This window comes from Streptomyces sp. NPDC052225, assembly GCF_040679615.1.
Classification (GTDB): domain Bacteria; phylum Actinomycetota; class Actinomycetes; order Streptomycetales; family Streptomycetaceae; genus Streptomyces.
This window is the reverse complement of the sequence record NZ_JBFAVD010000006.1, coordinates 116,414-141,840: the sequence shown is the minus strand read 5'-3', so window position 1 is coordinate 141,840 and position 25,427 is coordinate 116,414. Positions and strand designations below refer to the sequence as shown.

Here is a 25,427-nt window from a genome sequence, read left to right as displayed (position 1 = left end):
TAGGCTGCCCGGATGCGTGCGCGAACCCTGGCCACGGCCACCCTGCTGCCCGTGAACGGCGTCCTCGCGGCGGTGCTCGTCGCCCTGCTGCTGGTGGCCGCCGCCGTGGCCGCGGTCTTCCGGCTCGCGCCGGATGCGTCGCGGCGACGGGCGCGGGACATCGTCGTGGCGGGCGTGCGGGCCGCGGTCCAACTCGCCGCCGTCTCCCTGGTGATCGGCTGGGTGGTGCGGCACGGTACGGCACTGCTCGCCTTCCTGCTGCTGATGTTCGCGGTGGCGGTGCGCACGGCGGGCCGCCGCCTCACCCCGAACCGCACCTGGGTGTGGGCGGCCCTGCCGATCGGCGCGCCGGTGGCTCCCGTCGTCGGGTCACTGGTGGCCTGCGGTCTGCTGCCGCTCCGGGGCATCGCACTGATCCCGGTGACCGGCATCCTGATCGGCGGCGCGCTCACGGCGACGGTCCTCGCGGGCCGCCGCGCGCTCGACGAACTGACCGCGCGCCACGGCGAGGTGGAGGCCTGTCTCGCCCTGGGGCTCCTTGCGCACGAGGCCCGTTCGGAGATCTCCCGCCCCGCCGCGTCGGACGCGCTGCTGCCCGGCCTCGACCAGACGCGGACGGTGGGCCTGGTCACGCTGCCCGGCGCGTTCGTGGGCATGCTCCTGGGCGGCGCGTCACCGGTGACGGCGGGCGCGGTGCAGCTGTTCGTGCTGGTGGCGCTGCTGGCCGTGCAGGCGATCGCGGTGGCGGTGACGGTGGAACTGGTGGCTCGGGGGCGGCTGCACCGGTCGCCGTGATGCCGGTGCCGAGGGGCGTACGCTCCGGACCATGACCGTTTACGACGCAGTAGAAATCGACCGCCTCCAGGGCGGCTCCGCCGATCTGTCCCAGTACCTGGGCTCGGCCGTCCTCATCGTCAACGTCGCGTCCAAGTGCGGCCTCACCCCGCAGTACGCGGGCCTGGAGCGGCTGCACGAGCAGTACGCGTCGCGCGGCTTCACGGTGCTCGGGGTCCCCTGCAACCAGTTCATGGGGCAGGAGCCGGGCAGCGCGGAGGAGATCGCGGAGTTCTGTTCCTCGACGTACGGCGTGACGTTCCCGATGACGGAGAAGGTCGACGTCAACGGCGCGGACCGGCACCCGCTGTACACGAAGCTCGTCGAGGTCCCGGACGCCGAGGGCTACACCGGCGACATCCGCTGGAACTTCGAGAAGGTCCTGATCGACGCGTCCGGCACCCCGGTCGCCCGCTTCTCCCCGCAGACGGAGCCGGACGCGGCCGAACTCGTCGCGGCCGTCGAGAAGCACCTGCCGCGCTGACGCCCGGCGGGGCAGCCGCAACCGGCCCGGGGATCCGGGCCGGTTGACGCGCGGGTGTTCAGAGATCCCGGTCGGCGACGGCGACGTTAGCGTCCTGGGCCGCTGGACGACACCGGGCGGAGCCGGCGGCGGGATTCGAACCCGCGTTGCTCTCTTAGGAGGAGAAGTAGCCGCAGCCTGCGCACCTGAACGACGTCGACGATAGCGGGGGCCCGGCAGGGGCGCAGCCGAATTGTTCGGCGGTCGGCGTGGGATCAGGGCGTGGTCCGCAGCAGGCGGTCAAGGGCCGCTCGCCCGGCGGTGCCCCAGGTCGGCTGGCCGCCCGGCAGGCCGCGGTCGCCGGCACGGCCGATGCCGATCAGGCCGATGCCGCGCAGCACGGTCCAGCCCCGGGCGCGGCGGACCGTCGCCTCGTCGGCGGTGGCGTAGGTCTTGAAGAAGGGGTCCGCCTCGCCCTGCGGCAGGAGGAGCCAGGCGGCGCTGAGGTCGGTCGCCGGGTCGCCGGCGCAGAGGTCGCCGAAGTCGATGACGCCGGCGAGGGCTCCGTCGCGTACGACGACGTTCGCGGGGTGCAGGTCGCCGTGCAGCCACACCTTGGGCCCCGTCCACTCCGGTGCGGCGAGAGCGTCCTGCCAGATGTCCCGGAGCGCGCCGGCCGCCGGGTCCTCGCCCAGCACGTCCCGGAAGCCTCTCTCGATGTCGTCCACGAACGCGGACAGCGCGACGCCCCGCTGCTGCGGGTGGGCGGGGGCGTCGTCGGGCGCGGGACGGTGCAGGGCGCGCAGGAAGTGCGCCAACGCCTCGGTGGACGGGCCGCCTTGGGCGATGGGTTGCTCGTCGGCCGGCTCACCGGGCACCCACGTCGTGACCGTCCACGGCCACGGGAAACGCTCGGACGGCCCGCCCGTCCGCCGGGGCACGGGCACCGGCAGGGCGAACCGGTCGACGAGCTCCGGCAGCCAGCGCTGTTCGTTGAGCACGTTCAGGACGACGTCCTCGGTGCGCGGCAGCCGCACGACCAACTCCTCACCGATACGCCACATTTGATGGGACCAGCCGGACGCGGCGTGACGCAGATCGAGCTCCGCGAGGTCCGGGTGCTGCTCCTGGAGGAGGGAGCGCACCAGGTCCGCGTCGATGGGGCGATGGTTCGGACTGTCGACGTCGCTCATGCGTCGTAGGGTGCCAGACCGTCAGGCGGGCCGGTCGCGACCCAGGAGCGAGGCGAGCGCCCGGTCGACCACGGCCGCGACGTCCTCGCCGCCGGCCGGCACGAGCGCGTACGAGCGGTGCAGGAAGCGCCGCAGCGCCGATGTGTCGAACTGGACGACGGCCATGCCCTCCGGTGCGTGCAGCTCGACGACGGTACGGGCCCGGCCGCACGGCCACACGTGGACGTCCCCCGAGCCGGTCGGCACGCGCAGCCCGTCGTCGAGGAGCGTGCGCGCGAACGCCCACGTCACCTCGGCGCCGACCAGCGTGACCTCGGCGGGGAAGGCCAGGCTGACCGCCAGCGGGTCGTCGGAGGCGTAGCGGAGCGTGACGGTGAGACTGCGTTCGGGGCCCCGGCCCCCGGCGGTGACGAGCCGGGCGCTGGCGGGCTGTTCGAGGACGACGGGCACGGTGGTCGGCATGGCGGGCTCCCTTTCTGCGCTGCACGCGAGGTGCGGTTGCCCGTTCGACGCGGGAGCGGGGCGGCGTATTACGGGAGTTCCGGAAGTCGTCCCTGTGACCTACGCCACTCACCCCTCCATAATCCGACATTTCTCGCTTAACGTTTCAAACTTGCCGACCGATCCCGCCCGATCCCGCGCGATCCTGCCCGATCCCGCCCGACGGAAGTGTTCCTGTCATGGCCGACGGCCCCGCAGCCGCCCCGATATCCCCTGCCGCCTACGCCCGGATCTACGCCGACGAACAGCCGCGCCTGGTCGCATACGCGCGCTCGCTCACCGGCAACCCCTGGCTCGCCGACGATCTGGTCGCCGAGGCGCACTTCAAGGTCTGGCGGCGGCTGTCCGCCGGACACGAGATCGAGAACGTCGCGGCGTACCTGACGACCACCGTGCGCCACCTCGCCGCGACGGCGGGGCGCGGCGCCGCGCGCGAGACACCGCTCGACCCGCACGGGGCGGTCGAGTCGGTGCAGGTCGCGCGGAGTGCGTTCGGTTCGTACGGGGACGAGGACCCCGCCGCTCGCGCGTCCCGCGTGGATCTGCTGACCCGGGTGCTGGGCCAGCTGCCCGAGCGCTGGGTCAAGGCGCTGTGGCTCGCCGAGGCCGAGGGGCAGCCGCTGGAGGCGGTGGGCCGGGGCATCGGCGCGGGCAGCGGCGCCACGGCGGTGCTGCTGCACCGGGCGCGCGAGGGGCTGCGCCAGGCGTTCCTGCGCGCGCATCCGGGGACGCCCGAGGACCCGGCGTGCGAGGCGCACTGGGACCGGATGCCCGCGCAGGTGCGGGGCGTCGCCTCCGCGCGGCAGTCCGAGAAGCTGCTCGCGCACGTCGACACCTGCGACGACTGCCGGGCCCGGCTCGCCGTCCTGCTCCGCGCGAACGACCGGCTGCCCGCTCTGGTGGGCCCGGCGCTCCTGATCTTCGTGGTCGGCGGCGCGGGGAAGTTCCTGCTGCCGCTCGCGGCGGGCGCCGGGGCTGCCGGTGCCGGTACCGGAGCCGGAGCCGGGTCCGGCGGGCACGGGTCAGGTCTGCTGCACGGGGTGCGGCACGTGCTGACCGGCGGGGCGAAGGCGCCCGCCGCCGTGGCGGGCGTACTCGGAGTCTCCGTCGCCGGCGCGGCGGTCGCGGCGGGGCTCGTGCTCGGCGGGTCCGGCGGGGCGGCGCCGGTGCCGGCCCAGCGGGCGGACGCGGCCGCCACCGGCGATGCGCCCTCGTCCGCGCCCTCGGCGCCGCGCGGGGCTGCACCGGGGCCGTCGACCGCGCCGACACCGCCGTCGCCCGCACCGAACGAGCCGGCGCCGGATGCGCCCGCGGCCTCTCAGGCGCCGGATGCGTCCGCGGCACCGCAGACGTCCGCTGCTCCGGATACGCCGGATGCGCCGGCAACGGCGGCGGAAAGGGCGCAGCCCGTGGCACCGGAGCCGACCCAGCCGGCCCGGCCCACTCAGCCCGCCCCCTCCGAACCCTCGTCTCCCGCCGTTGCCCCCGGCGCGCGCACGGCACCGGCCGCTCCCCCTGCCGCGCCCACGCAGCCGACACAGCAAGCACACCCCACGGCGCCCACGCAGCCGACCGAGCCCTCTCAGCCGTCGGAACCGACGCAGCCGCCCCCACCGACCACGCCCACCGAACCCACCGAACCCACGGAGCCGACCCGGCCCACGGACCCTGTGGAGCCGACGCAGCCCACCGAGCCCGCTCAGCCAACCGAACCCTCTGAGCCCTCTGAACCCATTAAGCCCACGGAGCCCCCGGAACCCGCCGACCCCACCACCCCCACCTCACCCCGAACCTGCACCCCCTGGATCGGCCCGATCTTCATCTGCCGCGTCGGCTGACCGTGCACCGCCGCGCCCCGCGTTGCACCATGGCTGCATGTTGCTGGCCCGGCTCGCTCAGGTGTCCCAGGACGTCGCCGCCACCTCGGCGCGCTCGCGGAAGGTCGCGTTGCTCGCCGAGTTGTTCCGGGACGCCGACCCCGACGACGTGCCGATCGTCATCCCGTATCTGGCGGGGCGGCTGCCGCAGGGGCGGCTCGGGGTCGGCTGGCGGGTGCTGAGCCGGGCGGTCGAGCCGGCCGCCGAACCCCGTCTGACGGTGCAGGACGTCGATGCCGCGCTGACCGTGCTCGGTGATGTGGCGGGCGCCGGTTCGCAGGCCGAACGGGCGCGCCTGGTCGGGGAGTTGATGGGGGCGGCGACGCCGGACGAGCAGCGGTTCCTGATCGGCCTGGTGACCGGCGAGGTGCGGCAGGGCGCCCTGGACGCCGTCGCGGTCGAGGGGCTCGCGCAGGCGACCGGCGCTCCCCCGGCGGACGTGCGCCGCGCGGTCATGCTCGCGGGCGGGATCCAGCCGGTCGCGCAGGCGCTGCTCGGCCGGGGCCCGCAGGCCCTGGAGGAGTTCCGGCTCACCGTCGGACGGCCCGTGCAGCCGATGCTGGCCCACTCGGCGGGCTCGGTCGGTGAGGGGCTCGACAAGCTGGGCGCGTGCGCCGTCGAGGAGAAGCTGGACGGCATCCGCGTGCAGGTGCACCGGGACGGGGACGAGGTGCGGGTGTACACGCGCACCCTCGACGACATCACGGACCGGCTGCCCGAAGTGATCGCCGCGGCGGCCGAGTTGAAGGGTGAGCGGTTCATTCTGGACGGCGAGGTGATCGCGTTCGACGACACCGGGCGGCCGCGGCCGTTCCAGGAGGTGGCGGGGCGGGTCGGGTCGCGGGTGGACGTGGCGCGGGCCGCCGCGGCGCTGCCCGTCTCGGTCGTCTTCTTCGACGCGCTGTACGTGGACGGCCGCGATCTGCTCGACCTGCCGTTCGCGCAGCGGCACGCGCAGTTGGCGCGGCTGGTGCCGGAGCCGACGCGGGTGCGCCGGCTGGTCGTCGAGGACGAGTCGGACCCGGATCAGCGCGCCGCCGCGGACGCGTTCTTCGCCGCGACGCTGGAGCGGGGTCACGAGGGCGTCGTGCTCAAGGGCCTGGAGGCGGCGTACAGCGCGGGCCGCCGGGGTGCGTCGTGGTTGAAGGTGAAGCCCGTACACACTCTGGACCTGGTGGTGCTCGCCGCCGAGTGGGGGCACGGGCGGCGGACCGGCAAGCTGTCGAACCTGCACCTGGGCGCGCGGCGCGATGACGGTTCGTACGCGATGCTCGGCAAGACGTTCAAGGGGCTCACCGACGCGTTGCTGTCCTGGCAGACGGAGCGGCTGCGGGAGCTGGCCGTCGAGGACGACGGTCATGTGGTCACCGTGCGGCCGGAGTTGGTGGTGGAGATCGCCTACGACGGGTTGCAGAAGTCGACCCGGTACCCGGCGGGCGTGACGCTGCGGTTCGCGCGCGTCGTGCGCTACCGCGAGGACAAGACGGCCGAGCAGGCGGACACGGTGGACGCCGTGCTCGCGGCACATCCGGCGCTGGACGTCTGATCCGCGACTCCTGACCGTTTCTTTGCCAAAACATGAGGCGTATAGGGTGACACCGGCACCGAAAGGTGCAGGGGACACTCATCAGCAACGCGCGGACCAAGGGGAGAGACGTGCCCGCTTCACGCCTGAGCAGGACACCATTGCCGGGGATCGGCATCCGATACGACCTCACCACCCGCGAACAGCGCCAGGTGTCGGTCGTCGCCCACCGGGACGGGGGCCGCACGCTCAGCGCGTACCGCTCCGACGACCCGGACGCGTGCGAGCTGTCGCTGAGACTGTCCGCGGGCGAAGCGGCGTATCTCATCGACGCGTTGGCGCCCTCGCACCACAGCCCGAACCTGCTGCACACCACCGACCTCGGCCTGGTCGCCGAGCGCATCGAGGTGTCCGGCGTCTCGTACTGGAACGGGCGGCTGCTCGGCGAGACACAGATGCGCACCGAGACGGGCGCCTCCATCGTGGCCGTGCTGCGCCGGGCGGAGGCGATACCGTCACCGGCCCCCGACTTCCGGCTCGCGGGCGGCGACACGGTCATCGTCATCGGCACCCGTGAGGGCGTCGAGGCGGCGGCGACGATCCTGGGGCGGGAGTGATCGGATGCACTCCGCCGTCTTCCTCATCGAGTTCGGGGCGATCATCCTGGCGCTCGGCCTGCTGGGCCGGATCGCGGGGCGGCTGCGCTTCTCCCCCATCCCTCTCTACCTGCTGGCCGGTCTCGCGTTCGGCGAGGGCGGGCTGCTGCCGCTCGGCGCGAGCGAGGAGTTCGTCGCGATCGGCGCCGAGATCGGTGTGATCCTGCTGCTGTTGATGCTCGGCCTGGAGTACACGGCGAGCGATCTCGTCAGCAATCTCAAGACGCAGTACCCGGCGGGGCTCGTCGACATGACGTTCAACGCGCTGCCCGGCGCGGCGGCCGCGCTGCTCATGGGGTGGGGTCCGGTGGCGGCCGTGGTGCTCGCCGGTGTCACCTGGATCTCGTCCTCGGGCGTCATCGCCAAGGTCCTCGGCGACCTCGGGCGGCTCGGCAACCGTGAGACGCCGGTGATCCTCAGCATCCTGGTGCTCGAGGATCTGGCCATGGCCGTGTATCTGCCCATCATCACCGCCCTGTTGGCGGGCGTCGGGTGGGCGGCGGGCGGGCTCACGCTCGCCATCGCGCTGGGCGCGGCGGGCCTGGTGCTGTTCGTCGCGGTGCGGTTCGGGCGGCACATCTCGCGGTTCGTGTCGAGCGACGACCCGGAGAAGCTGCTGCTCGTCGTGCTCGGTCTGACGATCCTCGTCGCGGGGATCGCCCAGCAGCTCCAAGTGTCCGCCGCCGTCGGCGCGTTCCTCGTCGGCATCGCGCTGTCCGGCGAGGTCGCCGAGGGCACGCACACGCTCCTCTCACCGCTGCGCGACCTGTTCGCGGCCGTGTTCTTCGTCTTCTTCGGGCTGCACACGGACCCGGCGAGCATTCCGCCGGTCCTGCTGCCCGCGCTGCTGCTCGCCGTCGTGACGGCCTGCACGAAGATCTTCACGGGGTACTGGGCGGCCCGCCGCGCCGGCATCTCGGTGAAGGGGCGCTGGCGGGCCGGCGGGGCGCTCGTGGCGCGCGGCGAGTTCTCGATCGTGATCGCCGGACTGGCCGTGACGTCCGGGATCGAGCCGCGGCTCGGGCCGCTGGCGACCGCGTACGTGCTGATCCTGGTGATCGTCGGCCCGCTCACCGCGCGCTACACGGAGCCGCTCGCCCAGCGCCTCTTCGGCCGGGGCCGACTGCCCGCGGGCGCGGTGCCCGCACCCCGCCCGGCCTCGTCGCCGACGGATGCGGCGCCGGTCAAGGCCGGGGAGCCGGCCGCGCCGGTGGACTGACCTCACCGGGTGGACGGCGCCGGGGTGAACGGCCGCGTTCCCTCCCCGGTCGCCGTCCGTGACCAGGGCGCATAGCGTGGTGGGCGAGGTTGATCGGGGGGTGTACCTGGGTGCTCTGGAGGCCACCATGGATCGCTCGCCCGACTCCACCGCCGCTGCCGACTCCGGCATACGCACCGCGCCACCGGGCGGCGGCGCCGTCCCGTACGCGGGCGGCGGCAAGCACGAACACCGGTGGCTGATCCTCGGCGTCATCGGTCTCGCTCAGCTGATGGTCGTCCTCGACGCGACCATCGTGAACATCGCGTTGCCGTCGGCCCAGCAGGATCTCGGGTTCAGTGACGGCAACCGGCAGTGGATCGTCACCGCGTACGCCCTCGCCTTCGGCAGCCTGCTGCTGCTCGGCGGGCGCATCGCCGACCTGGTGGGCCGCAAGACCGTCTTCATCGCGGGTCTGGCCGGTTTCGCGGCGGCCTCGGCGCTCGGCGGCGCGGCCACCAGCTTCGGCATGCTGGTCGCGGCGCGGGCGCTGCAGGGCGCGTTCGGCGCGCTGCTCGCGCCGGCCGCCCTGTCGCTCCTGACGACGACATTCACGGACCCGAAGGAGCGCGCCAAGGCGTTCGGCATCTACGGCGCCATCGCCGGTGCGGGCGGTGCGGTCGGTCTGCTGCTCGGCGGTGTGCTCACCGAGTACCTGGACTGGCGCTGGTGCCTGTTCGTGAACCTGGCCTTCGCCGTGGTCGCGATCCTCGGCGGTCTGCGGCTGCTGCACGGCGGCCGCCCCGCCGACCGGCCGAAACTGGATGTGCCGGGCACGATCCTGGTGTCGGTCGGTCTGTTCTGCATCGTCTACGGGTTCTCGAACGCGGAGACGCACGACTGGAGCGACGCGCAGACGTGGGGCTTCCTCCTGGTCGGTGCCGTGCTCCTGGCGGCGTTCTCCTGGTGGGAGACGCGGGCGGAACACCCGCTGCTGCCGCTGCGCGTGGTCCTGGACCGGGACCGCGGCGCGTCGTACCTGGCGATGTTCATCGCGGGCGCGGGCATGTTCGGCGTGTTCCTGTTCCTGACGTACTACCTGCAGCAGATCCTCGCGTACTCGCCGGTGTCGACGGGTGTCGCGTTCCTGCCGATGGTGGCGTGCATGGTCGCCTCGTCGATCATCACCACCAACAAGCTCGTGCCGCGGTTCGGACCGAAACCGATCGTGCCCCTGGGCATGGCCATCGCGGCCCTGTCCATGGTCTGGCTGACCTTCCTGGACGTCGACAGCAGCTACGCCGCGCACGTGCTGCCCCCGCTCCTCCTCCTGGGCGTCGGCATGGGTCTGATCTTCGCGACGGCGATGAACCTGGCCACCGGCGGCGTCGCCGCGCACGACGCGGGTGTGGCCTCCGCGATGGTCAACACCAGCCAGCAGGTGGGCGGTTCGATCGGTACGGCACTGCTCAACACGCTCGCCACGACCGCCGCGACGAGCTATCTCGTCGGCAAGCAGCCGACCCCGCAGGTGCGGGCGCAGGCCTCGATCGAGAGCTACTCGACCGCCTACTGGTGGTCGGCGCTGTTCTTCGCGGTCGGCTTCGTGGTGACCCTGGTCCTGTACCGCCCCGGCCGGCCGAAGATTGTGGCGACCGAGGGCGCCGTGCACATGTGAGGCGGTTCGGTCGGCCCGCCCACGGGGCATACCCCTTCTGCAAAGTCCGCCCCCGGCGTCCGAGGGGCGGCTTTGCCCGTGCGGGGCGGACGAGACGGGGTCGAGGGGTGGGGCGTCATGCGCGGCGTGCCGTACGAGGCGTACCAGGTGGACAGCGAGCGGCTCGCGACGGCGTTCGTGGAAGTGGCCGACGCCGCCGTGCGCGGCGGACCGCAGGCCCTCACGGCGCTCGTCGGCCACTGTGTCGCGCTGCTCGGGGTGCCGTCCGCGTCGGCCGTGCTCAAACCGCCGGCGGGCCGCGTCGAGGTGGCCGCGTCGGATCCGCGGGGCCTGCGTCTGGAGAAGGCCGCGCTGTCCTGGGGCGAGGGCCCCGGCGCGGACTGCCGGGCCTCCGCCCAGCCGATCCGCGGGGTGCCGCTCGCGCACCCGTACGCGCGGGCCAACTGGCCCTCGTACACGGCGATGGCGCGCAGCCTCGGGTTCGCCTGTGTCGTCGCGGTGCCGCTGCGCACCGCGGACCGTTCGCTCGGCTCGCTCAGCCTGCTCTCGGAGCGTCCGGGGCCGCCGGGGCCGCTCCAGTTGCGCCTGGGCCAGCACCTCGCGGACGCCGCCGCGCTCGGCATCCTGCCCCGGCCCCGCTGCTGAGCCGCTCTGGGGGATTTCCCCCAGCGGGGTCGGAGGACAACCTCGTTCCTGCGCCCCGGGCGCGCTCCTAGCGTGGATCGCACACCACGCGGACGGCACAGGGAGTCGTGATGATCGAGGCCAGGGGTCTCACCAAGCGGTACGGCGGGACGGTCGCCGTCGAGGATCTGAGCTTTCGGGTGCGGCCGGGCAGCGTGACGGGGTTCCTCGGCCCGAACGGCTCCGGGAAGTCCACCACCATGCGCATGATCATGGGCCTGGACCGGCCGGACGCCGGGCACGCCACGATCTGTGGCCTGCCGTACGCGCGGCTGCGCCGGCCGCTGCGGCAGGTGGGCGCTCTCCTGGACGCGCGCACGTTCCATCCGGGCCGCAGCGCGCGCAGCCACCTCGCGGCCCTCGCGGCGGGCGGCGGCATCGATCCGAAGCGGGTCGACACGGTCCTGGAGACGGTGGGCCTCGCCTCGGTCGCGGGGCGGCGCGCGGGCTCGTTCTCGCTGGGCATGGCGCAGCGTCTCGGGATCGCGGCGGCGCTGCTCGGCGATCCCGCGGTGCTGCTCTTCGACGAGCCGGTGAACGGTCTCGATCCCGAAGGGGTGCGCTGGATCCGCGAGTTGATGCGTTCGCTCGCCGCCGAGGGCCGTACGGTCCTGCTGTCGAGCCATCTGATCAGCGAGATGGCGCTGACCGCCGACCATCTGCTGGTGATCGGGCAGGGCAGGCTGCTCGCGGACACGTCGGTGGCCGAACTCACCGCGTCCGGGCGGTCGTTGGAGGAGGCCTTCTTCGCGCTGACGGCGGCGTCGGCCACGTACCAGGCAGGAGGGGCACGATGAGCGGCATGGGGTACGCGCCCGCGATCGGCGACCGCCACGGCCTGCGGGACGCGGCGCGCATGGAGTGGGTGAAGCTGCGCAGTCTGCGGTCGACCGCGTACGCGCTGCTCCTGACGGTCTTCGCGATGATCGCGATGGGTGTGGTGACGATGGCCAACACCAAGGCGCCGCACGGGGCTTCGAAGGTGGCGGCCTTCGATCCGACGAACAACGTCCTCGCGGGGGTGGCGCTCGGTCAGCTCGTCATCGGGGTGCTCGGTGTCCTCGTCGTCACCGGCGAGTACGCGTCGGGCACGATCCGCTCGACGCTGACCGCGGTGCCCGACCGGCGTCTCGTGCTCACGGCGAAGGCGGTCGTGTTCGGCGGACTCGCCCTGGTGGTGGGCGAGTCGGTGACGTTCGTGGCGTTCGTGGCGGGGCGCGCGGCGCTCGGCGCCGACGTGCCGCATCCGTCGCTCGGCGACCCGGACGTGCTGCGCGCGGTTGTGATGTCGGGGGCCTATCTCGCGATGGTCGGCCTGATCGGGGTCGGGATCGGTGCGATCACCCGGCACACGGCGGCCGCGATCGGCTCCTTCGTGGGCCTGATGTACGTGCTGCCCGCGCTGATGGCGGGGACGACCGGGACGGCGGTCGCCAAGTTCTTCCCGACGATGATCGCGGGCAACTCGCTCGCGGTGACCGTGCCGGTCGACGGGATGCTGTCGCCGTGGGCGGGGTTCGTGGTCCTGTGCCTGTACACGGCGGCGTTCCTCACGGTGGGCGGCCGGCACCTGGTGCGCCGTGATGCGTGAGGCCGTGACCGCGTTCGCGACGCGGCGGGCATGGGCGGAGGCCCTGTACGGCCTCGCGTCCTCCGTCCCCGCGCTCGCGGGCTTCCTACTGGTGGTCGTCGCCCTGGCGCTGGGTTCGGCGCTGACGCTGACGCTGCTCGGGGCGGCGCTCGGTGTGCTGTTCCTGATGGCGGGGCTCGCCCTGGCGCGCGGCCTCGGATCCCTCCAACGGCGCCTCGCCCGGAGCCTGTTGAGCGAGCGGGTGGCGGCGCCGGGCGGGCCGCGAGCGGACGGCGGCGTGCTCGCCCGTACGGAGGCGCGGCTGCGGGACGGGGCCGCGTGGCGGGCGGTGGCGTACGTCCTGGTGCGGCTGCCGGTTGCGATGGTGACGCTGTACGCGGTGTCGTGGTGGGTGATCGGCGCGGTGAACGTGGTCGCGCCGGTGCGGTGGGCGTTCGCGCCGGACGACGTGAACCTGGTGACGCCGTTGCCGTTCGGCGGCTCCCCCGAAGTCCACTCCCTGGCCGGCGCGTTGGGGGCGACGGTGGCGGGCTGCGCGATTCTCGTCATCGCGCCGTGGCTGACGCGTGCGACCGTGTCGGCGGACCGCAGGCTCGTACGCTCACTGCTCGGACCCGACCGACTGGCCGAGCGGGTACGAGACTTGGAGGAGACCCGGGCCCTCGCCGTGGACGACGCGAACGAACGGCTGCGGCGGCTCGAGCGCGATCTGCACGACGGGGCGCAGGTGCGGCTCGTGGCGCTCGCGATGAGCCTCGACATGGCGCGGGAGCAGCTCGACGACCGGGACCGGCCCGAGCTGCGCCGCCTGATCGAGGGCGCGCGGGACAACGCGACGGAGGCGCTGACCGAGTTGCGCGACCTGTCGCGCGGGCTGCATCCACCGGCACTCGACGAGGGTCTCGCAGGCGCCCTGACGACGCTCGCGGCCCGCGCCGCGCTCCCCGTCGAGGTGAGCGTGGACGCGCCGGAGCGGCCGACCCCGGCGATCGAGAGCCTCGCGTACTACTGCGCGTCGGAACTCCTCGCCAACGTCATCAAGCACAGCGGCGCGACCCGCTGCACCGTCGAACTCGCTGCGGGCGGCGGCGTGTTGAGGCTGCGGGTCACGGACGACGGGCGCGGCGGCGCCCGCATCGAGGAGGGCGGCGGGCTTGCGGGTCTGGTGCAGCGGGTGCGGACGGTGGACGGCGCCCTGGACGTGGCGAGCCCCGCGGGCGGGCCGACGTCGGTCGCGGTGCGGCTGCCGCTGCATGCCTGATCCCGCCCGGCGGAACACGAGGTGTGCGAGGCTCCCGGTATGCGTGTAGTGATCGCCGAGGACGCCGCCGTGCTGCGGGAGCTCCTCGCCCAGATGCTCGGGATGCGCGGCCACGAGGTGGCGGCGTCCGTCGGCGACGCGGACGCCCTGCGCGCGGCGGTCGCCGAGCACGAGCCCGATGTCGCGGTCGTCGACATCCGGATGCCGCCGACCCACACGGACGACGGGCTGCGCGCGGCGATCGACATCCGGCGCGAGCGGCCCGGCACCGGCGTGCTCCTCTTCTCGCAGTACGTGGAGACGAAGTACGCGACGCGGCTGCTCGCCGAAGGCTCGGCTGGCGTCGGCTATCTACTCAAGGAACGGGTGGCGAACGTCGCGGAGTTCACCGACGCGCTCGCCCGCGTCGCGGCCGGCGGCACCGCCCTCGACCCGGAGGTGGTGACGCAGCTGGCCGGGGCGGGCCGGCGCACCGAGGAGATCTCGGCGCTCACCGGCCGCGAGCGCGACGTCCTCACACTGATGGCCGAGGGCCGTTCGAACGCGGCGATCGCGCAGTCCCTGCACGTCTCCGCGGGCACCGTCGAGAAACATGTGGCGGCGATCTTCGGCAAGCTCGGGCTGCCCGCGTCGGAGGACCACAACCGGCGTGTACTCGCGGTCATCCGGTATCTGCACCGGGACTGACCGACACTGGGACCCATGGCTGACGGGACGAAGCGAAGGAAACAGAGCGCGGGCCTCCTCCTCTTCCGCCGCACCCCGGCGGGCGTCGAGGTGCTCCTCGGGCACATGGGCGGTCCGTTCTGGGCGCGCAAGGACGCCGGGGCGTGGAGCGTGCCCAAGGGTGAGTACGGGGACGACGAGACGCCGTGGGACGCGGCGCGGCGCGAGTTCCGCGAGGAGCTGGGGCTGCCCGCGCCGGACGGGACGCCGCTGCCGCTCGGCGACACGGTGCAGTCGGGCGGGAAGCACGTGACCGTGTGGGCGGTGGAGGCCGATCTCGACCCGGCGGACGTGGTGCCGGGGACGTTCACGATGGAGTGGCCGCGCGGCTCGGGCAAGGAGGCCGAGTTCCCCGAGCTGGACCGGGTCTCCTGGTTCGGGCTCGACGCGGCGCGGGCCGCCGTGGTGAAGGCGCAGACGGTGTTCCTGGACCGGCTCGCGGAGCAGGTCTGACGTGCGGTGCGGCGGGTACCCGGGGCGGCCCGCGTTGCGCCGCCCCGCGCCGCGCGGGAAGGTCGAAGGAACCGCGCTCAGGAGGTCTCCCCCATGCCCATCGCGACGGTGAACCCCGCCACCGGCGAGACGCTGAAGACGTACGACGCCCTCTCCGACGAGGACGTCGAGGTGAAGCTCGCCCGGGCGGCCGCGGCGTTCGACGCGTATCGCACGACGACGTTCTTCGACCGGGCACGGCTGCTGCAGCGGGCCGCCGACCTGCTGGACGCCGACACCCCGGACATCGCCCGCGTGATGACGACGGAGATGGGCAAGCCGGTCGCGGCGGCCCGCGCCGAGGCGTCGAAGTGCGCGAAGACGATGCGCTGGTACGCGCAGAACGCGCAGCATCTGCTCGCCGACGAGCACCCGGCCGAGGCGGACGTGAAGGACTCCGGGGCGAGCCGCGCCGTGGTCCGCTACCGGCCGCTCGGCCCGGTGCTCGCGGTGATGCCGTGGAACTTCCCCCTGTGGCAGGTCGTGCGGTTCGCGGCGCCCGCGCTGATGGCGGGGAACGTGGGGCTGCTCAAGCACGCGTCGAACGTGCCGCAGACAGCGCTCTACCTGGAGGACCTGTTCCGCAGGGCCGGGTTCCGCGAGGGCTGTTTCCAGACCCTCCTGATCGGTTCGGGCGCGGTCGAGGGCATTCTGCGCGACGAGCGGGTGGTGGCGGCGACGCTCACCGGCAGTGAACCCGCGGGCCGCTCGGTCGCGGCGGTCGCGGGCGACGAGGTGAAGAAGACGGTCCTGGAGCTGGGCGGCAGCGACCCGTACGTGGTCCTGCCGTCGGCGGACGTGGCGAAGGCGGCGAAGACCGCGGTGACGGCGCGCGTGCAGAACAACGGGCAGTCGTGCATCGCGGCGAAGCGGTTCATCGTGCACGAGGACGTCTTCGAGGAGTTCCGGGACGCGTTCGTCGCGGGCATGCGGGCGCTGCGGGTCGGCGACCCGCTCGACGAGGACACGGACGTCGGGCCGCTCGCCAGCGAACAGGGCCGCACGGACCTGGAGGAGCTGGTCGACGACGCCGTCGAGGCCGGGGCGACGGTGCTGTGCGGCGGGCAGCGGCCGAAGGACTTCGCGGACCGCGGCTGGTTCTACGAGCCGACGGTGATCGCCGATGTGACGCCGGAGATGCGGATCCACCGCGAGGAGACCTTCGGGCCGGTCGCCACGCTGTACCGCGTCGCGGACCTGGACGAGGCGGTCCGGGTCGCCAACGACACGCCGTTCGGGCTGAGTTCGAACCTCTGGACCACGGACGAGGACGAGATCGAGCGGTTCGCGCGCGACAGCCAGGCGGGCGGCGTCTTCGTGAACGGCATGACGGCCTCGCACCCGGCGCTCCCCTTCGGCGGCGCCAAGCGCTCCGGCTACGGGCGCGAGCTGTCGGGCCACGGCATCAAGGAGTTCTGCAACATCACGACGGTGTGGGTCGCGGCCTGAGCGCCTGCACACCGGTCATCAGGCGGGCCCCCGCGCACAGTCCGTGCAGCAGGTCGCTGGCGGAGCTGTGGCCGACCGCGAGGAGCGGGCCGCCCAGCAGGTCGTCGCCGGACGGCGTCACCCCGGGGCCGTCCGGCCTGCCCGCCCGCCCGCCCGAACGATCGAAACGATCAATTCGGCCGATTCTCTTGAGCGTTTGGAACACCGGGTGCTAGAAACCGCTTACTCCCAGCGGACCCTCCAGCCTCCGGAGCTCTTCATGATGTCGTCCCCTTGGTCCCGTCGCGCCTTCCTGGCCACGAGCGCGGCCGCCGGTACAGCGCTCGCCGTCGGCGTTCCCCGTCCGGCCTCGGCCGTCCCCGTGAGCGCGGCCGGGGCCGCCGACGACGAGTTCGCCCAACTGCGCTCGAAATGGCGGGCGTTGTACCTCGGTGAAGGGTTCAGCCCGACCGCCGAACCGTTCCGCTCGAAGCTCGCGACGCTCGGTACGCAGGCGAAGGCGTGGCAGGACGCGATGGCCCCGGCGACCGGCTCCCTGTGGCCCGATGCCGTGTTCGGCGATCCGGAGCCCGACACGGACACGGAGTCGTACGGCTACTCGGAGAAGATCCAGACGAGTTACGAGCGGCTGCGGTCGATGGCCGAGGCGTTCTGCCAGCCGGGCACCGGCCTGACGGGCGACGCCTCCCTCAAGGCGGCGATCCTGACGGCCGTCGACCATCTCAGCGCGCAGGTCTACAACAAGTCCCAGACGCAGTACGGAAATTGGTACAACTTCCAGATAGGCGCCCCGCAGCGACTGCTCGACATCTGCGTGCTCATGTACGAGCACCTGAGCGCCGAGCAGCTGACGGCGGCGGGCGAGGCGATCGACCACTTCGTACCGGACTCGCTCGTGTCGAAGTACACCGGCACGAGCACCGGCGCCAACCGCATCGACCTGTGCCGCGTCCTCGCCCTGCGCGGCATCCTCGACGGCACCGCGGCGAAGGTCGCCCTCGCCCGTGACGCGATCTCGCCGGTGTTCCCGTACGTCACGTCGGGCGACGGCCTGTACGCGGACGGGTCGCTCATCCAGCACACCTACGTGCCGTACACCGGCTCGTACGGGGCCGTCCTCATCGACGGTCTGAGCAAGCTGTTCGCGCTGCTCGGCGGGTCGACGTGGGCGATCACCGACAGCGGACGGCAGATCTTCCTGGACTCGGTGGAGGCTTCCTACGCGCCGTTCCTGCACGACGGCCTGATGGTCGACAACGTGTCGGGGCGCGCGATCAGCCGTGGTCTGGTCGCCACCGACCCGCTGAGGATCCAGCAGGACGACCACTCCCGCGGGCACGCGGTCATCGCGTCGATCCTGCTCCTCGGGCAGGGCGCGAGCGCCGAGGAGAACGCGCGCTGGCGGGCGCTCGCCAAGGGCTGGTACACGCGCGACCGCTACAGCGACGTGACGACGGGCCGCACGCTCGGCGTCGCCGCGCTCTCCCGGGTCGCGGCCCTGCTCGACGACTCCGCGGTGAAGCCGGCGGCCGAGCCGACCGGGTCGCTGGTCTTCCCCTCGATGGCACGCTCCGCGCACCGCACGAGCCGGTTCACGGCGTCGGTGTCGATGTCGTCGAAGGCGATCACGTTCTACGAGAACGGCAACGGCGAGAACGTCCGCGGCTGGCACACCGGTTCGGGGATGCTCTATTGGTGGGCCGCGGGTGACAGTGCGGGCGGCGGGCAGTACAGCGACGGCTACTGGCCGACCGTGGACCCGTACCGGCTGCCCGGCACGACCGTCTCGCGCAAGACGCTGGCGGACGCGGAGGGCGGCACCTGGGGTGCGGCCCGGCCGGCGACGACGTGGGTGGGCGGGGCGACGGACGGCACGTACGCGGCGCTGGCGCAGGACACGCGCGGCCTCTCCTCGACGCTGCGCGCGAAGAAGACGTGGTTCTTCCTGGACGACGCGGTGGTCTGCCTGGGCGCGGGCATCACGAGCACGGACGGCGCCGGCGTGGAGAGCGTCGTCGACTCCCGCAACCTGGGGGCGTCGGGCACGGCCCGGCTGACGGTCGACGGCCGCCCCCAGCCCACCGCGCACCCGTGGAACTCGGCCTTCCCCCGGGCGCGTTGGGCGCATGTGGCCGGGCACGGCGGCTACGTCTTCCCCGGCGGCGCTTCGCTGACGGCACTGCGCGAGGAGCGTACGGGGACGTGGAAGGCCATCAACGGCGGCGGTTCCACGGACCCGGTCACCCGCCGCTATGTCACCCTTCTCGCCGACCACGGCACGGACCCGACGGACGCCTCGTACGCGTACGTGCTCCTGCCGGGCGCGAGTGAACTGCGCACGGCCGCGCGGGCGTCGGACGCCGACTGGCTTGCCGTGACCGTCAACTCGGCTGCGGCGCAAGGGGTACGGGTGCCGTCGCTCGGGTTCACCGGCGTCACGTTCTGGGAGCCGGGCGCGGTCGGCAAGGTGACCGTGGACGCGCCGCTGGTCGTGCAGATCCGGGAGCGGCGCGACGGGACGGCGACGGTGTGCGTGGCCGACCCCAACCGTACGGTGAAGGGTGCCACGCTGATCTGGCGACGGCCCGTCAAGTCCGTTGCGTCGAAGCCGGGTTCGGTGACGGGCGCCGAGGTGGGCCGGGAACTGCGGCTGACGTTCGGTGACCTGAGCGCGGCCGGGGGCGTCACGCAGAAGGTGACCGTGCGCCTGGCGTGACGGACGATCCACCTGACGCGCCGCATGAGGCACGCACCCTCAACTCAGGGAGGATGTCGAGGTGTTGTCCCGGTCCGGCGGAGTCGGCGAGGCGGGACAGCAGAAGTTCCGCGGCGCGCCGGCCCACGGTCCGCTTGGCCGGGGCGACCGCGGTGAGCGGCAGGTCGGCGAGGTCGGCGATCTCGTCGTCGTACGTGATGACGGCCAGGTCGTCGGGGACGCGCACGCCGCACGCCCGCAGCCGGGGCACGAGGACGATCGCGTCGGCGTCGCTGTGCAGGATCGCGGCGCTCACCCCGTGCTCCTCGACGGCCCCGCGCAAATACGCGAAGGTCCACTCGAACCGCTCGGCCTCCGTGGCGGCGGGATCGTGCACCAGGCGGGGCGCGGGGGTGAGCCCGAGCGCGGTCACGGCCGCCTCGTAGCCGAGTCTCAGCCGGCCGCTGGTGGGCGACTCCTGGGCCGCGAGGGCGACGGCGCGGTGGCCGAGCGCGGCGAGGTGACGGACAGCGGCGGCGGCGCCGTGGGCGTGGTCGGAGCGGACCCGGTCGAGGGCCGCGACCGGGTGGCCGTGCGGCGCCGACCGCTCGACGAGGACGGTCGGCACGGGCAGCTCGGTGATCCACCGCCCCTCCCCCGCGGCGGGCTCACCGCGATCCCAACTCGGCGTCAGGAGCAGCCCGTCGGCACCGGCGCCGAGCAGCCGCTCGACCTGCGCCGCGTCCTCACCGGGCAGATAGCGCGAGAGCGCGACGACGAGGCGCGCCCCGCACGCCTCCACGGCGTCCCTGGCGCCGCGCACCACTTCCGCGTAGTAGTACTCGGTGGTCGGTACGACCATCCCGACGACGGTGCCCGCGCCGGGCGCCGCGGCCGTCCGGCCCTGCTCCCGCACGGCGCTGTCGTCCGGCCAGACGACGGAGCCGTGCAGCCGCTGGAGCCGGCCCTGAGCGGCGAGCATCTCGACGTCCCTGCGCAGCGTGACCGGCGAGACGCCCAGCTCACGGGCGAGATCGGCGACACGCGCAGTGCCGCGCTCCCTCACCAGTTCGAGCAGCCGTTCATGACGCCGATCGACGTGCAGCCGCACGATCCGGCCTCCCCTGTCCATGGGCCCGCGGCCCGTGCCTCACCCCTGAGCGGCCCATCGTATCGATCACTTGCGATCGATACGATCCCTTCGTTCACCCGCGGGCAGGGCGGGGCGTCAAGGGCGGAGAGCTGAGGGCCAAGGGTGCGGGTGACCAGGTCACCTAAGCTCCGGTCATGTTCTATTTCCTGATCGTCCTGATCCTCGCCGTCAGCTGGTTGAGCTCCTCCATGAGCCTCAAGATCCGGGGACTTGAGCGCAAGGTGGACCGAATCGACCGCCGACTCGACCTCGTCCTCGACCACTTGGGCATCACCGAGCCCGAGCCGGATGGCCTGAGTGAGGTACGGGCGCTGGTGTTGCAGGGCAAGGAGATCGAGGCGATCAAGGTCTACCGCCGGATCACCGGGGCGGGGCTGAAGGAGGCCAAGGATTCGGTGGACGCGCTGAAGCTCTAGCAGGACGAGGAAGGGCGACGGGTGCGGGGAGGCGGACATCGCCGAACGCCCGGAGGGCCTCTACGGGAAGCTGCGGCCGGCGCGGCCGGGCGAGTACCTGCTGATGGATTCCACGGAGTGTCGTCCAGGGCGGTAGGCGCAAAGAGTCGCCTACCGACCATCGGGTGGCCGCTGCCCGACGGGCCGTCCGTCGGGTCCAGGGGAAGGATGGGAGGGCGCGTCACGGCGAGCAATCAGCCGCCGCGCCTTCGCACATCACCCGAACCACGGCGTAAGGATCTGCCATGACCGCCACCACACTCACGGCTCCGACCGCATCAGGGGTGCGGTCCTGGTGGGGAATTCCGTACGCCACCGCCGAGCGTTACCGCAGCCCCGTGGTCGCCGGCTTCGATCCGGACCTGCCCTACGACCGCAAGGGCGTCGCCTCCGTCCAGCCCGACACCGGCGACTGGCTCGAGGCGGACAGCGGGACGGGCGAGGGCTGCCTGAACCTGAACGTGTGGGCCCCCGAGCAGCCGGCCGGCACGGCGCTGCCGGTGGCCGTGTACATCCACGGCGGCGGATTCGAGTTCGGCGCGAACACGCAGATCACCTCGAACGCCTCCGGTCTCGCCGCGTCGGGACGCGTGGTGGGCGTGTCCCTCAACTACCGGCTGGGCGCCCTGGGCGCGGTCTCGCTCTCGCAGTACGGCGGGCGGCTCGCGGAGGCGAGCAACCTGTGCCTGCAAGACGTCATCGCCGCGCTCACCTGGATCAAGCAGAACATCGCCCACTTCGGCGGCGACCCGGACAACGTCACCGTCTACGGCCACAGCGGCGGCGCCTATTCCACCTTCGGGTTGCTCGGCGCTGCCTCCGCCGACGGCCTGTACCAGCGTCTGGCCGGGTTCTCCGCCGGGCCCTCGCGTCTCCAGCCGGCCTGGTGGGCCGAGCAGCTCGCCCACCTTTTCGTCACCGAACTCGGCGTCGCGGACGACCCCGAGAAACTGCTCGACCTCGACACCGCTTCCCTGGTGGCCGCCCTGCACAAGGTCACCCCCACTGACCTCGGCGTGCGTGGCGGGATCGACGGCAAGAGCCTCGGCGTGGTGCTGGACATCGCACAGCCGGGCGCGGTGCTGCACGCCCACCCCATGGACGTCCTCGCCTCGGGCGCACACCGGGATGTCGACGTGCTGCTGAGCATGGCCAGCGACGACATGGGCTGGTGGGTGGCGAACGACCTCGACCGGTTCGACCCGCACACCGTCGAGAGCATCGTCGACGAGGTCGCGGGGTGGCGCATTCCCCGCTCACGCGCCCAGAAGATCGTCGACGCCTACGACCAGGGCGGCCGTACCCCGGCCGAGGTCCGCGCCGCACTCCTGACGGACTACATCTTCGGGCTCCCCGCAGCCCGGGGTGCCCTGGCCCACGCCGCCGCGGGCGGCAACGCCCATCTCCTCCTGGTCGGGCCCGCCGAGGGTGCGCCCGCCGTGCACGGCTCCGAGATGTACGCCCTGGTCGGCCAGGAACAGCCGGGCCGCAGCGCGGAACAGGCCGAGCGTGACACGCGTATCCGCGACATCGTGCTGGACTTCGCCACCGGAGAGCAGACCCGTCTGTGGCCCGCCGTCACGAACCGGCCCACCGCAACAAGCGTCGGCCATCCTCCCTTCGAGGCCACTGCCCACTACCAGCAGGCCCTCGACGTGTGGGAGGGCATCGACCGCCCCTGACGGTGGTCGTCGCCCGGCCAGGCGGCCGCGACTCACTGAGGATCGACAACGTGCCGGTGCCCGCACGCAAGCCGGGCTGCGGCGCCGGCCACGGAATCCTCCCGAAGAGTGGATCGGCGCTCGCTACACCGAAGAGCACGCGTAGGCCGCCGGCGTCAGACCGGTACGGTCGCGGAAGAAGCGGCCGAAGTTCGCGGGGTCGGTGAAGCCGAGGTGGTCGGCCACGGACCGGGCGTCCCATCGGGCGCTTGTCAGCAGGCGCCGGGCCTCGAGCAGACGTCTCTCGTCGATGACCTCACGCACCGTCTTGCCGGTGGCTTCCCGGGCAGCCCGGCTGAGGGTGCGGACCGAGCAGCCGAGCAACTGCGCGTAATCGGCGGCCCGGTGCACTTCGCGGAAGTGCAGCTCCAGGGCGTCCGCGAACCGCCGGTAGGTGTCGCCACGGCGCGTGTCGGCACGGCGTGTGTCGGCACTCGTGCCAGCGGGGGTGATCCCGGGGGCGCCCGCGAGGCGCAGCAGGAGCGATTCGAGGAGGCTGCGCCGTAGGGCGTGGTGGACGTCGAGGGGGCGGCGCCCCAGTGCGCGGTGTTCGTCCAGAAGCTGGAGTGCCGTCTGCTGGAGCCAGGCGGCGTCGTCGGGGTGCGGGCTCAGCACGGCAGGAGCCTCGTGTGCGGTGAGCGGGGCCAGGAGGCGGGCGATGTCGGGCCGCAGTACGTCCGGTTCGAACAGGATGAACGGGCCGCGGGCGGCGCCGGGCGGATGCCAGCACTGCGCGTGCCCGGGGCGTACCCACAGCCACTGGCCGGGGGTGACGGTCCGGGTGACGTGGTCGACGTCGTGCCGCAGCTCACCCTCGGTGACGGCGATGAGGTAGTGGAAGGAGGCACGGCCGGGGACCGGCGGGTTCCACGGCCAGTCGTCGTGCTGGGCGAAGAAGTCCTCGACGGTGCCCACTTCAAGGCCGTACGGGGTGCCGACCGGGGGCTGGAAACCGTACAACGGCACCGCGGCCGGTCCGCCCGGTCCGCTCAGGCCGGGGTGTCGCTTGTCGACCATCATGTGTCCGCAGCCTACCGCCCTAATGGCCGGCTTCGGCCGAAGAATGGGGTTGCTGCCGCGATCACGCCGCAAGGAAGGCAACGCCCCATGAACGGAACGACCCTGCACAAGATGGCCGCCGACCGCGCCGAGGAACTGCCCGGAGCCCGGCTGGAGCATCCCTTCGGCGACGACTGGGAAGTCTTCAAGGTGCGCGGCAAGGTGTTCATGCTGATGACCGAGGTCCCCGGCCGCCCCGTCGTGATCCTCAAGGCGGACCCCGGCGAGGCCCACGCCCTGCGGGAGCGGTACGCGCACATCACCCCCGGCTACCACATGAACAAGAAGCACTGGATCACGCTGGAGGGCGGCGACGGCATCGACAGAGCACTCGTCGACGAACTCGTCACCGACTCCTACCGGCTCGTCGTCGCCCGCCTGCCCAGGGCCGAGCAGCCCGTCGCCCCGCACACCTACGGCACCCGGATGCGGGCGGCCCGGTGAGCACGGCCGGCGACAGGCTCCAGGACGCCGCCCGCCACGCGGCGCTCGCGCTGCCGGGGACGGACCACGGTTACCCGTTCACCGAGCACCTGGACGTGTACAAGGTCGCGGGCAAGGTGTTCCTGATCGTCACCGACGACCCGGACGAGCAGATCATCACGGTCAAGTGCGAACCGGAACATGCGCGCGGGCTCGTGCACGGCCACGCATCGATCACACCGGGCCGCTACCTCGACAAACGGCACTGGATCTCGCTCGGACCGGGCCCCGGCATCACCGAGCGGCTGGTCACCGACGCAGTCGAGGATTCCTACGACCTGGCCGTCGAGCGGCTGCCGCGGCGCGACCGCCCCCGTACCCGACGATGAGCACCGAGGGCGCGCTCGCGAGCCGCTGAACCCGCGCCTGTCAGTGCCCCGTGCAAGGCTCGACATGCCCGCACACCCTCGCCCGCGATCCGAGAGACCGATGGAACCGACCCTGCCGCTCTTCGACGAGGAGCCCGCCCGGCCACTCGCCGACCGCCTGCGTCCCACCCGGCTGGAAGACGTCGTCGGCCAGGACCACCTCCTCGCCGCGGACGCCCCGCTCGGCCGCATGATTGCCCAGCACCGTCTCTGCTCCGCGATCCTGTGGGGGCCTCCCGGCGTCGGCAAGACGACCATCGCCCGTCTTCTCGCCGACGCCGCAGGACTGGCCTTCGCACCGGTGTCGGCGACCTTCTCCGGCGTGGCCGAGTTGCGCAAGGTGTTCGCCGCCGCCCGCAGCCGGCGCTCCGTCGGCCAGGGCACCCTGCTGTTCGTCGACGAGATCCACCGCTTCAACCGCGCCCAGCAGGACAGCTTCCTGCCCTACGTCGAGGACGGCACGGTCACCCTGATCGGCGCCACCACCGAGAACCCCAGCTTCGAACTCAACGGCGCCCTGCTCTCCCGCACCCAGGTCCTCGTCCTCAAACGCCTCGACGAATCCGCCCTGTCCACGCTCCTGGACCGCGCCGAACACCTCACCGGCCACCCGCTGCCCCTGGACGACGACGCCCGCCGTGCCCTGATCGCCATGGCCGACGGCGACGGCCGCTACTTGCTCAACATGGCCGAACAACTTCCGGCCTCCGGGCCCGTGTTGGACACCGCGGCGCTCGCCGGCCACGTCCAGCAGCGCGCCCCGCTGTACGACAAGGCGCAGGAGGGCCACTACAACCTGATCTCCGCGCTCCACAAGGCGATGCGCGGCTCCGACCCGGACGCGGCCCTGTACTGGCTCGCCCGCATGCTCGACGGCGGTGAGGACCCCCTCTTCATCGCCCGCCGCCTGACCCGCTTTGCCAACGAGGACATCGGCATGGCCGACCCCCATGCGGTCCAGCAGGCCCTCGCGGCCTGGGACGTGTACGAGCGACTCGGCTCTCCCGAGGGCGAGTTGGCGATCGCCCAGGCAGTCGTCTACCTCGCCACCGCCCCCAAGTCCATCGCCGTCTACCGCGGCTTCACCAGGGCGGGCGAAAGCGCGCGCCGCACCGGTTCCCTCATGCCGCCCGCCCACATCCTCAACGCGCCGACCCGCCTGATGAAGGACCTCGGCTACGGCAAGGACTACGCGTACGACCCCGACGCCACCGACGGCTTCTCCGGCGCCGACTACTTCCCCGAGGCCATGGAGCGCGAGACGTACTACACGCCCACCCGCAACGGATACGAGTCCCAGATTTCCGAACGCCTGCGCCACTGGACCGCTCTGCGCGCTCGCCGACGCAGCGGTTGACGTGGATG

At 72.8% G+C, this 25,427-nt stretch carries 24 protein-coding genes and 1 tRNA gene; 20 read left to right on the top strand and 5 right to left on the bottom strand.

Annotation, left to right across the window (positions count from 1 at the left end):
* Window positions 1-12: 12 nt before the first annotated feature.
* Entirely contained in the window at window positions 13-795 is a 783-nt protein-coding gene (locus AB0L37_RS11695) for an ABC transporter permease (RefSeq protein WP_365503068.1), read from the top strand.
* Between the two features lie 31 nt (window positions 796-826).
* Window positions 827-1,318: a glutathione peroxidase gene (locus AB0L37_RS11690; protein WP_365503065.1), complete on the top strand. Its 492-nt coding sequence runs from the start codon at window positions 827-829 to the stop codon at window positions 1,316-1,318.
* A 120-nt stretch (window positions 1,319-1,438) separates the two neighbouring features.
* On the opposite strand, the gene AB0L37_RS11685 is transcribed toward AB0L37_RS11690, so the two are convergent.
* From AB0L37_RS11685 to AB0L37_RS11675, 3 genes are all read right to left on the bottom strand, one after another.
* Window positions 1,439-1,518, bottom strand: a tRNA-Arg gene (locus AB0L37_RS11685).
* A 54-nt stretch (window positions 1,519-1,572) separates the two neighbouring features.
* Window positions 1,573-2,490, bottom strand: a complete 918-nt coding sequence (locus AB0L37_RS11680) for an aminoglycoside phosphotransferase family protein (RefSeq protein WP_365503062.1) — start codon at window positions 2,488-2,490, stop codon at window positions 1,573-1,575.
* Window positions 2,491-2,511: 21 nt separating this feature from the next.
* On the bottom strand, window positions 2,512-2,952 hold the full coding sequence (locus AB0L37_RS11675; RefSeq protein ID WP_365503059.1) for an SsgA family sporulation/cell division regulator: 441 nt from the start codon (window positions 2,950-2,952) through the stop codon (window positions 2,512-2,514).
* 218 nt (window positions 2,953-3,170) lie between these two features.
* On the opposite strand from AB0L37_RS11675, the gene AB0L37_RS11670 reads away from it, so the two are divergent.
* The 13 genes from AB0L37_RS11670 to AB0L37_RS11610 all read left to right on the top strand — a co-directional run bounded on the left by AB0L37_RS11670 (window position 3,171) and on the right by AB0L37_RS11610 (window position 18,844).
* A complete protein-coding gene (locus AB0L37_RS11670; RefSeq protein WP_365503056.1) occupies window positions 3,171-4,829 on the top strand; it encodes a sigma factor in 1,659 nt (552 codons plus the stop codon).
* A gap of 37 nt (window positions 4,830-4,866) precedes the next feature.
* Window positions 4,867-6,414, top strand: a complete 1,548-nt coding sequence (locus AB0L37_RS11665) for an ATP-dependent DNA ligase (protein WP_365503053.1) — start codon at window positions 4,867-4,869, stop codon at window positions 6,412-6,414.
* A gap of 110 nt (window positions 6,415-6,524) precedes the next feature.
* Window positions 6,525-7,010, top strand: a complete 486-nt coding sequence (locus AB0L37_RS11660; protein WP_365503050.1) for a TrkA C-terminal domain-containing protein — start codon at window positions 6,525-6,527, stop codon at window positions 7,008-7,010.
* Window positions 7,011-7,014: 4 nt separating this feature from the next.
* Entirely contained in the window at window positions 7,015-8,268 is a 1,254-nt protein-coding gene (locus tag AB0L37_RS11655; protein ID WP_365503047.1) for a cation:proton antiporter, read from the top strand.
* Window positions 8,269-8,395: 127 nt separating this feature from the next.
* Window positions 8,396-9,925 carry an MFS transporter gene (locus AB0L37_RS11650; RefSeq protein WP_365503044.1) on the top strand — a complete coding sequence of 510 codons (1,530 nt, stop codon included), beginning with the start codon at window positions 8,396-8,398 and terminating at the stop codon, window positions 9,923-9,925.
* A gap of 78 nt (window positions 9,926-10,003) precedes the next feature.
* Window positions 10,004-10,570: a GAF domain-containing protein gene (locus AB0L37_RS11645; protein WP_365503041.1), complete on the top strand. Its 567-nt coding sequence runs from the start codon at window positions 10,004-10,006 to the stop codon at window positions 10,568-10,570.
* Between the two features lie 110 nt (window positions 10,571-10,680).
* Window positions 10,681-11,406 carry an ATP-binding cassette domain-containing protein gene (locus AB0L37_RS11640; protein ID WP_365503038.1) on the top strand — a complete coding sequence of 242 codons (726 nt, stop codon included), beginning with the start codon at window positions 10,681-10,683 and terminating at the stop codon, window positions 11,404-11,406.
* Window positions 11,403-12,200, top strand: coding sequence for an ABC transporter permease (locus AB0L37_RS11635; RefSeq protein ID WP_365503035.1), 798 nt, complete (start codon window positions 11,403-11,405; stop codon window positions 12,198-12,200). Before AB0L37_RS11640 ends, AB0L37_RS11635 begins: the two co-directional genes overlap by 4 nt.
* Entirely contained in the window at window positions 12,193-13,461 is a 1,269-nt protein-coding gene (locus AB0L37_RS11630; RefSeq protein WP_365503032.1) for a sensor domain-containing protein, read from the top strand. The genes AB0L37_RS11635 and AB0L37_RS11630 overlap by 8 nt, the downstream gene beginning before the upstream one ends.
* A gap of 39 nt (window positions 13,462-13,500) precedes the next feature.
* The gene (locus AB0L37_RS11625; protein ID WP_365503029.1) at window positions 13,501-14,148 is read left to right on the top strand and encodes a response regulator transcription factor; all 648 of its coding nucleotides are present in this window, start codon (window positions 13,501-13,503) and stop codon (window positions 14,146-14,148) included.
* Between the two features lie 15 nt (window positions 14,149-14,163).
* Window positions 14,164-14,640 carry an NUDIX domain-containing protein gene (locus AB0L37_RS11620; protein ID WP_365503026.1) on the top strand — a complete coding sequence of 159 codons (477 nt, stop codon included), beginning with the start codon at window positions 14,164-14,166 and terminating at the stop codon, window positions 14,638-14,640.
* Between the two features lie 93 nt (window positions 14,641-14,733).
* On the top strand, window positions 14,734-16,128 hold the full coding sequence (locus AB0L37_RS11615; protein ID WP_365503023.1) for an NADP-dependent succinic semialdehyde dehydrogenase: 1,395 nt from the start codon (window positions 14,734-14,736) through the stop codon (window positions 16,126-16,128).
* A 262-nt stretch (window positions 16,129-16,390) separates the two neighbouring features.
* Window positions 16,391-18,844 carry a polysaccharide lyase family 8 super-sandwich domain-containing protein gene (locus tag AB0L37_RS11610; RefSeq protein ID WP_365503626.1) on the top strand — a complete coding sequence of 818 codons (2,454 nt, stop codon included), beginning with the start codon at window positions 16,391-16,393 and terminating at the stop codon, window positions 18,842-18,844.
* On the opposite strand, the gene AB0L37_RS11605 is transcribed toward AB0L37_RS11610, so the two are convergent.
* Entirely contained in the window at window positions 18,813-19,934 is a 1,122-nt protein-coding gene (locus AB0L37_RS11605; protein ID WP_365503020.1) for a substrate-binding domain-containing protein, read from the bottom strand. The genes AB0L37_RS11610 and AB0L37_RS11605 overlap by 32 nt on opposite strands.
* Window positions 19,935-20,110: 176 nt before the next feature.
* Between AB0L37_RS11605 and AB0L37_RS11600 the strand changes: the two genes are divergently transcribed.
* Together AB0L37_RS11600 and AB0L37_RS11595 are read left to right on the top strand one after the other, a co-directional pair.
* The gene (locus tag AB0L37_RS11600) at window positions 20,111-20,392 is read left to right on the top strand and encodes a ribosomal protein L7/L12 (RefSeq protein WP_365503017.1); all 282 of its coding nucleotides are present in this window, start codon (window positions 20,111-20,113) and stop codon (window positions 20,390-20,392) included.
* A gap of 284 nt (window positions 20,393-20,676) precedes the next feature.
* Window positions 20,677-22,113, top strand: coding sequence for a carboxylesterase family protein (locus tag AB0L37_RS11595; RefSeq protein ID WP_365503014.1), 1,437 nt, complete (start codon window positions 20,677-20,679; stop codon window positions 22,111-22,113).
* A 123-nt stretch (window positions 22,114-22,236) separates the two neighbouring features.
* On the opposite strand, the gene AB0L37_RS11590 is transcribed toward AB0L37_RS11595, so the two are convergent.
* Window positions 22,237-23,172, bottom strand: coding sequence for an AraC family transcriptional regulator (locus AB0L37_RS11590; RefSeq protein ID WP_365503011.1), 936 nt, complete (start codon window positions 23,170-23,172; stop codon window positions 22,237-22,239).
* Window positions 23,173-23,259: 87 nt separating this feature from the next.
* Between AB0L37_RS11590 and AB0L37_RS11585 the strand changes: the two genes are divergently transcribed.
* From AB0L37_RS11585 to AB0L37_RS11575, 3 genes are all read left to right on the top strand, one after another.
* Complete coding sequence (locus AB0L37_RS11585) at window positions 23,260-23,655, top strand: MmcQ/YjbR family DNA-binding protein (protein WP_365503008.1); 396 nt, start codon at window positions 23,260-23,262, stop codon at window positions 23,653-23,655.
* On the top strand, window positions 23,652-24,023 hold the full coding sequence (locus tag AB0L37_RS11580; protein WP_365503005.1) for an MmcQ/YjbR family DNA-binding protein: 372 nt from the start codon (window positions 23,652-23,654) through the stop codon (window positions 24,021-24,023). The genes AB0L37_RS11585 and AB0L37_RS11580 overlap by 4 nt, the downstream gene beginning before the upstream one ends.
* A gap of 100 nt (window positions 24,024-24,123) precedes the next feature.
* The gene (locus AB0L37_RS11575) at window positions 24,124-25,419 is read left to right on the top strand and encodes a replication-associated recombination protein A (RefSeq protein ID WP_365503002.1); all 1,296 of its coding nucleotides are present in this window, start codon (window positions 24,124-24,126) and stop codon (window positions 25,417-25,419) included.
* Window positions 25,420-25,427: the final 8 nt, after the last annotated feature.

Bases quoted from the DNA above. Each gene is read 5' to 3' on its own strand.
- AB0L37_RS11695 (WP_365503068.1), top strand. From the start codon at position 13: ATGCGTGCGCGAACCCTGGCCACGGCCACCCTGCTGCCCGTGAACGGC.
- AB0L37_RS11690 (WP_365503065.1), top strand. From the start codon at position 827: ATGACCGTTTACGACGCAGTAGAAATCGACCGCCTCCAGGGCGGCTCC.
- AB0L37_RS11680 (WP_365503062.1), bottom strand. From the start codon at position 2,490: ATGAGCGACGTCGACAGTCCGAACCATCGCCCCATCGACGCGGACCTG.
- AB0L37_RS11675 (WP_365503059.1), bottom strand. From the start codon at position 2,952: ATGCCGACCACCGTGCCCGTCGTCCTCGAACAGCCCGCCAGCGCCCGG.
- AB0L37_RS11670 (WP_365503056.1), top strand. From the start codon at position 3,171: ATGGCCGACGGCCCCGCAGCCGCCCCGATATCCCCTGCCGCCTACGCC.
- AB0L37_RS11665 (WP_365503053.1), top strand. From the start codon at position 4,867: ATGTTGCTGGCCCGGCTCGCTCAGGTGTCCCAGGACGTCGCCGCCACC.
- AB0L37_RS11655 (WP_365503047.1), top strand. From the start codon at position 7,015: ATGCACTCCGCCGTCTTCCTCATCGAGTTCGGGGCGATCATCCTGGCG.
- AB0L37_RS11650 (WP_365503044.1), top strand. From the start codon at position 8,396: ATGGATCGCTCGCCCGACTCCACCGCCGCTGCCGACTCCGGCATACGC.
- AB0L37_RS11640 (WP_365503038.1), top strand. From the start codon at position 10,681: ATGATCGAGGCCAGGGGTCTCACCAAGCGGTACGGCGGGACGGTCGCC.
- AB0L37_RS11635 (WP_365503035.1), top strand. From the start codon at position 11,403: ATGAGCGGCATGGGGTACGCGCCCGCGATCGGCGACCGCCACGGCCTG.
- AB0L37_RS11630 (WP_365503032.1), top strand. From the start codon at position 12,193: ATGCGTGAGGCCGTGACCGCGTTCGCGACGCGGCGGGCATGGGCGGAG.
- AB0L37_RS11625 (WP_365503029.1), top strand. From the start codon at position 13,501: ATGCGTGTAGTGATCGCCGAGGACGCCGCCGTGCTGCGGGAGCTCCTC.
- AB0L37_RS11620 (WP_365503026.1), top strand. From the start codon at position 14,164: ATGGCTGACGGGACGAAGCGAAGGAAACAGAGCGCGGGCCTCCTCCTC.
- AB0L37_RS11615 (WP_365503023.1), top strand. From the start codon at position 14,734: ATGCCCATCGCGACGGTGAACCCCGCCACCGGCGAGACGCTGAAGACG.
- AB0L37_RS11610 (WP_365503626.1), top strand. From the start codon at position 16,391: ATGTCGTCCCCTTGGTCCCGTCGCGCCTTCCTGGCCACGAGCGCGGCC.
- AB0L37_RS11600 (WP_365503017.1), top strand. From the start codon at position 20,111: ATGTTCTATTTCCTGATCGTCCTGATCCTCGCCGTCAGCTGGTTGAGC.
- AB0L37_RS11595 (WP_365503014.1), top strand. From the start codon at position 20,677: ATGACCGCCACCACACTCACGGCTCCGACCGCATCAGGGGTGCGGTCC.
- AB0L37_RS11590 (WP_365503011.1), bottom strand. From the start codon at position 23,172: ATGATGGTCGACAAGCGACACCCCGGCCTGAGCGGACCGGGCGGACCG.
- AB0L37_RS11585 (WP_365503008.1), top strand. From the start codon at position 23,260: ATGAACGGAACGACCCTGCACAAGATGGCCGCCGACCGCGCCGAGGAA.
- AB0L37_RS11575 (WP_365503002.1), top strand. From the start codon at position 24,124: ATGGAACCGACCCTGCCGCTCTTCGACGAGGAGCCCGCCCGGCCACTC.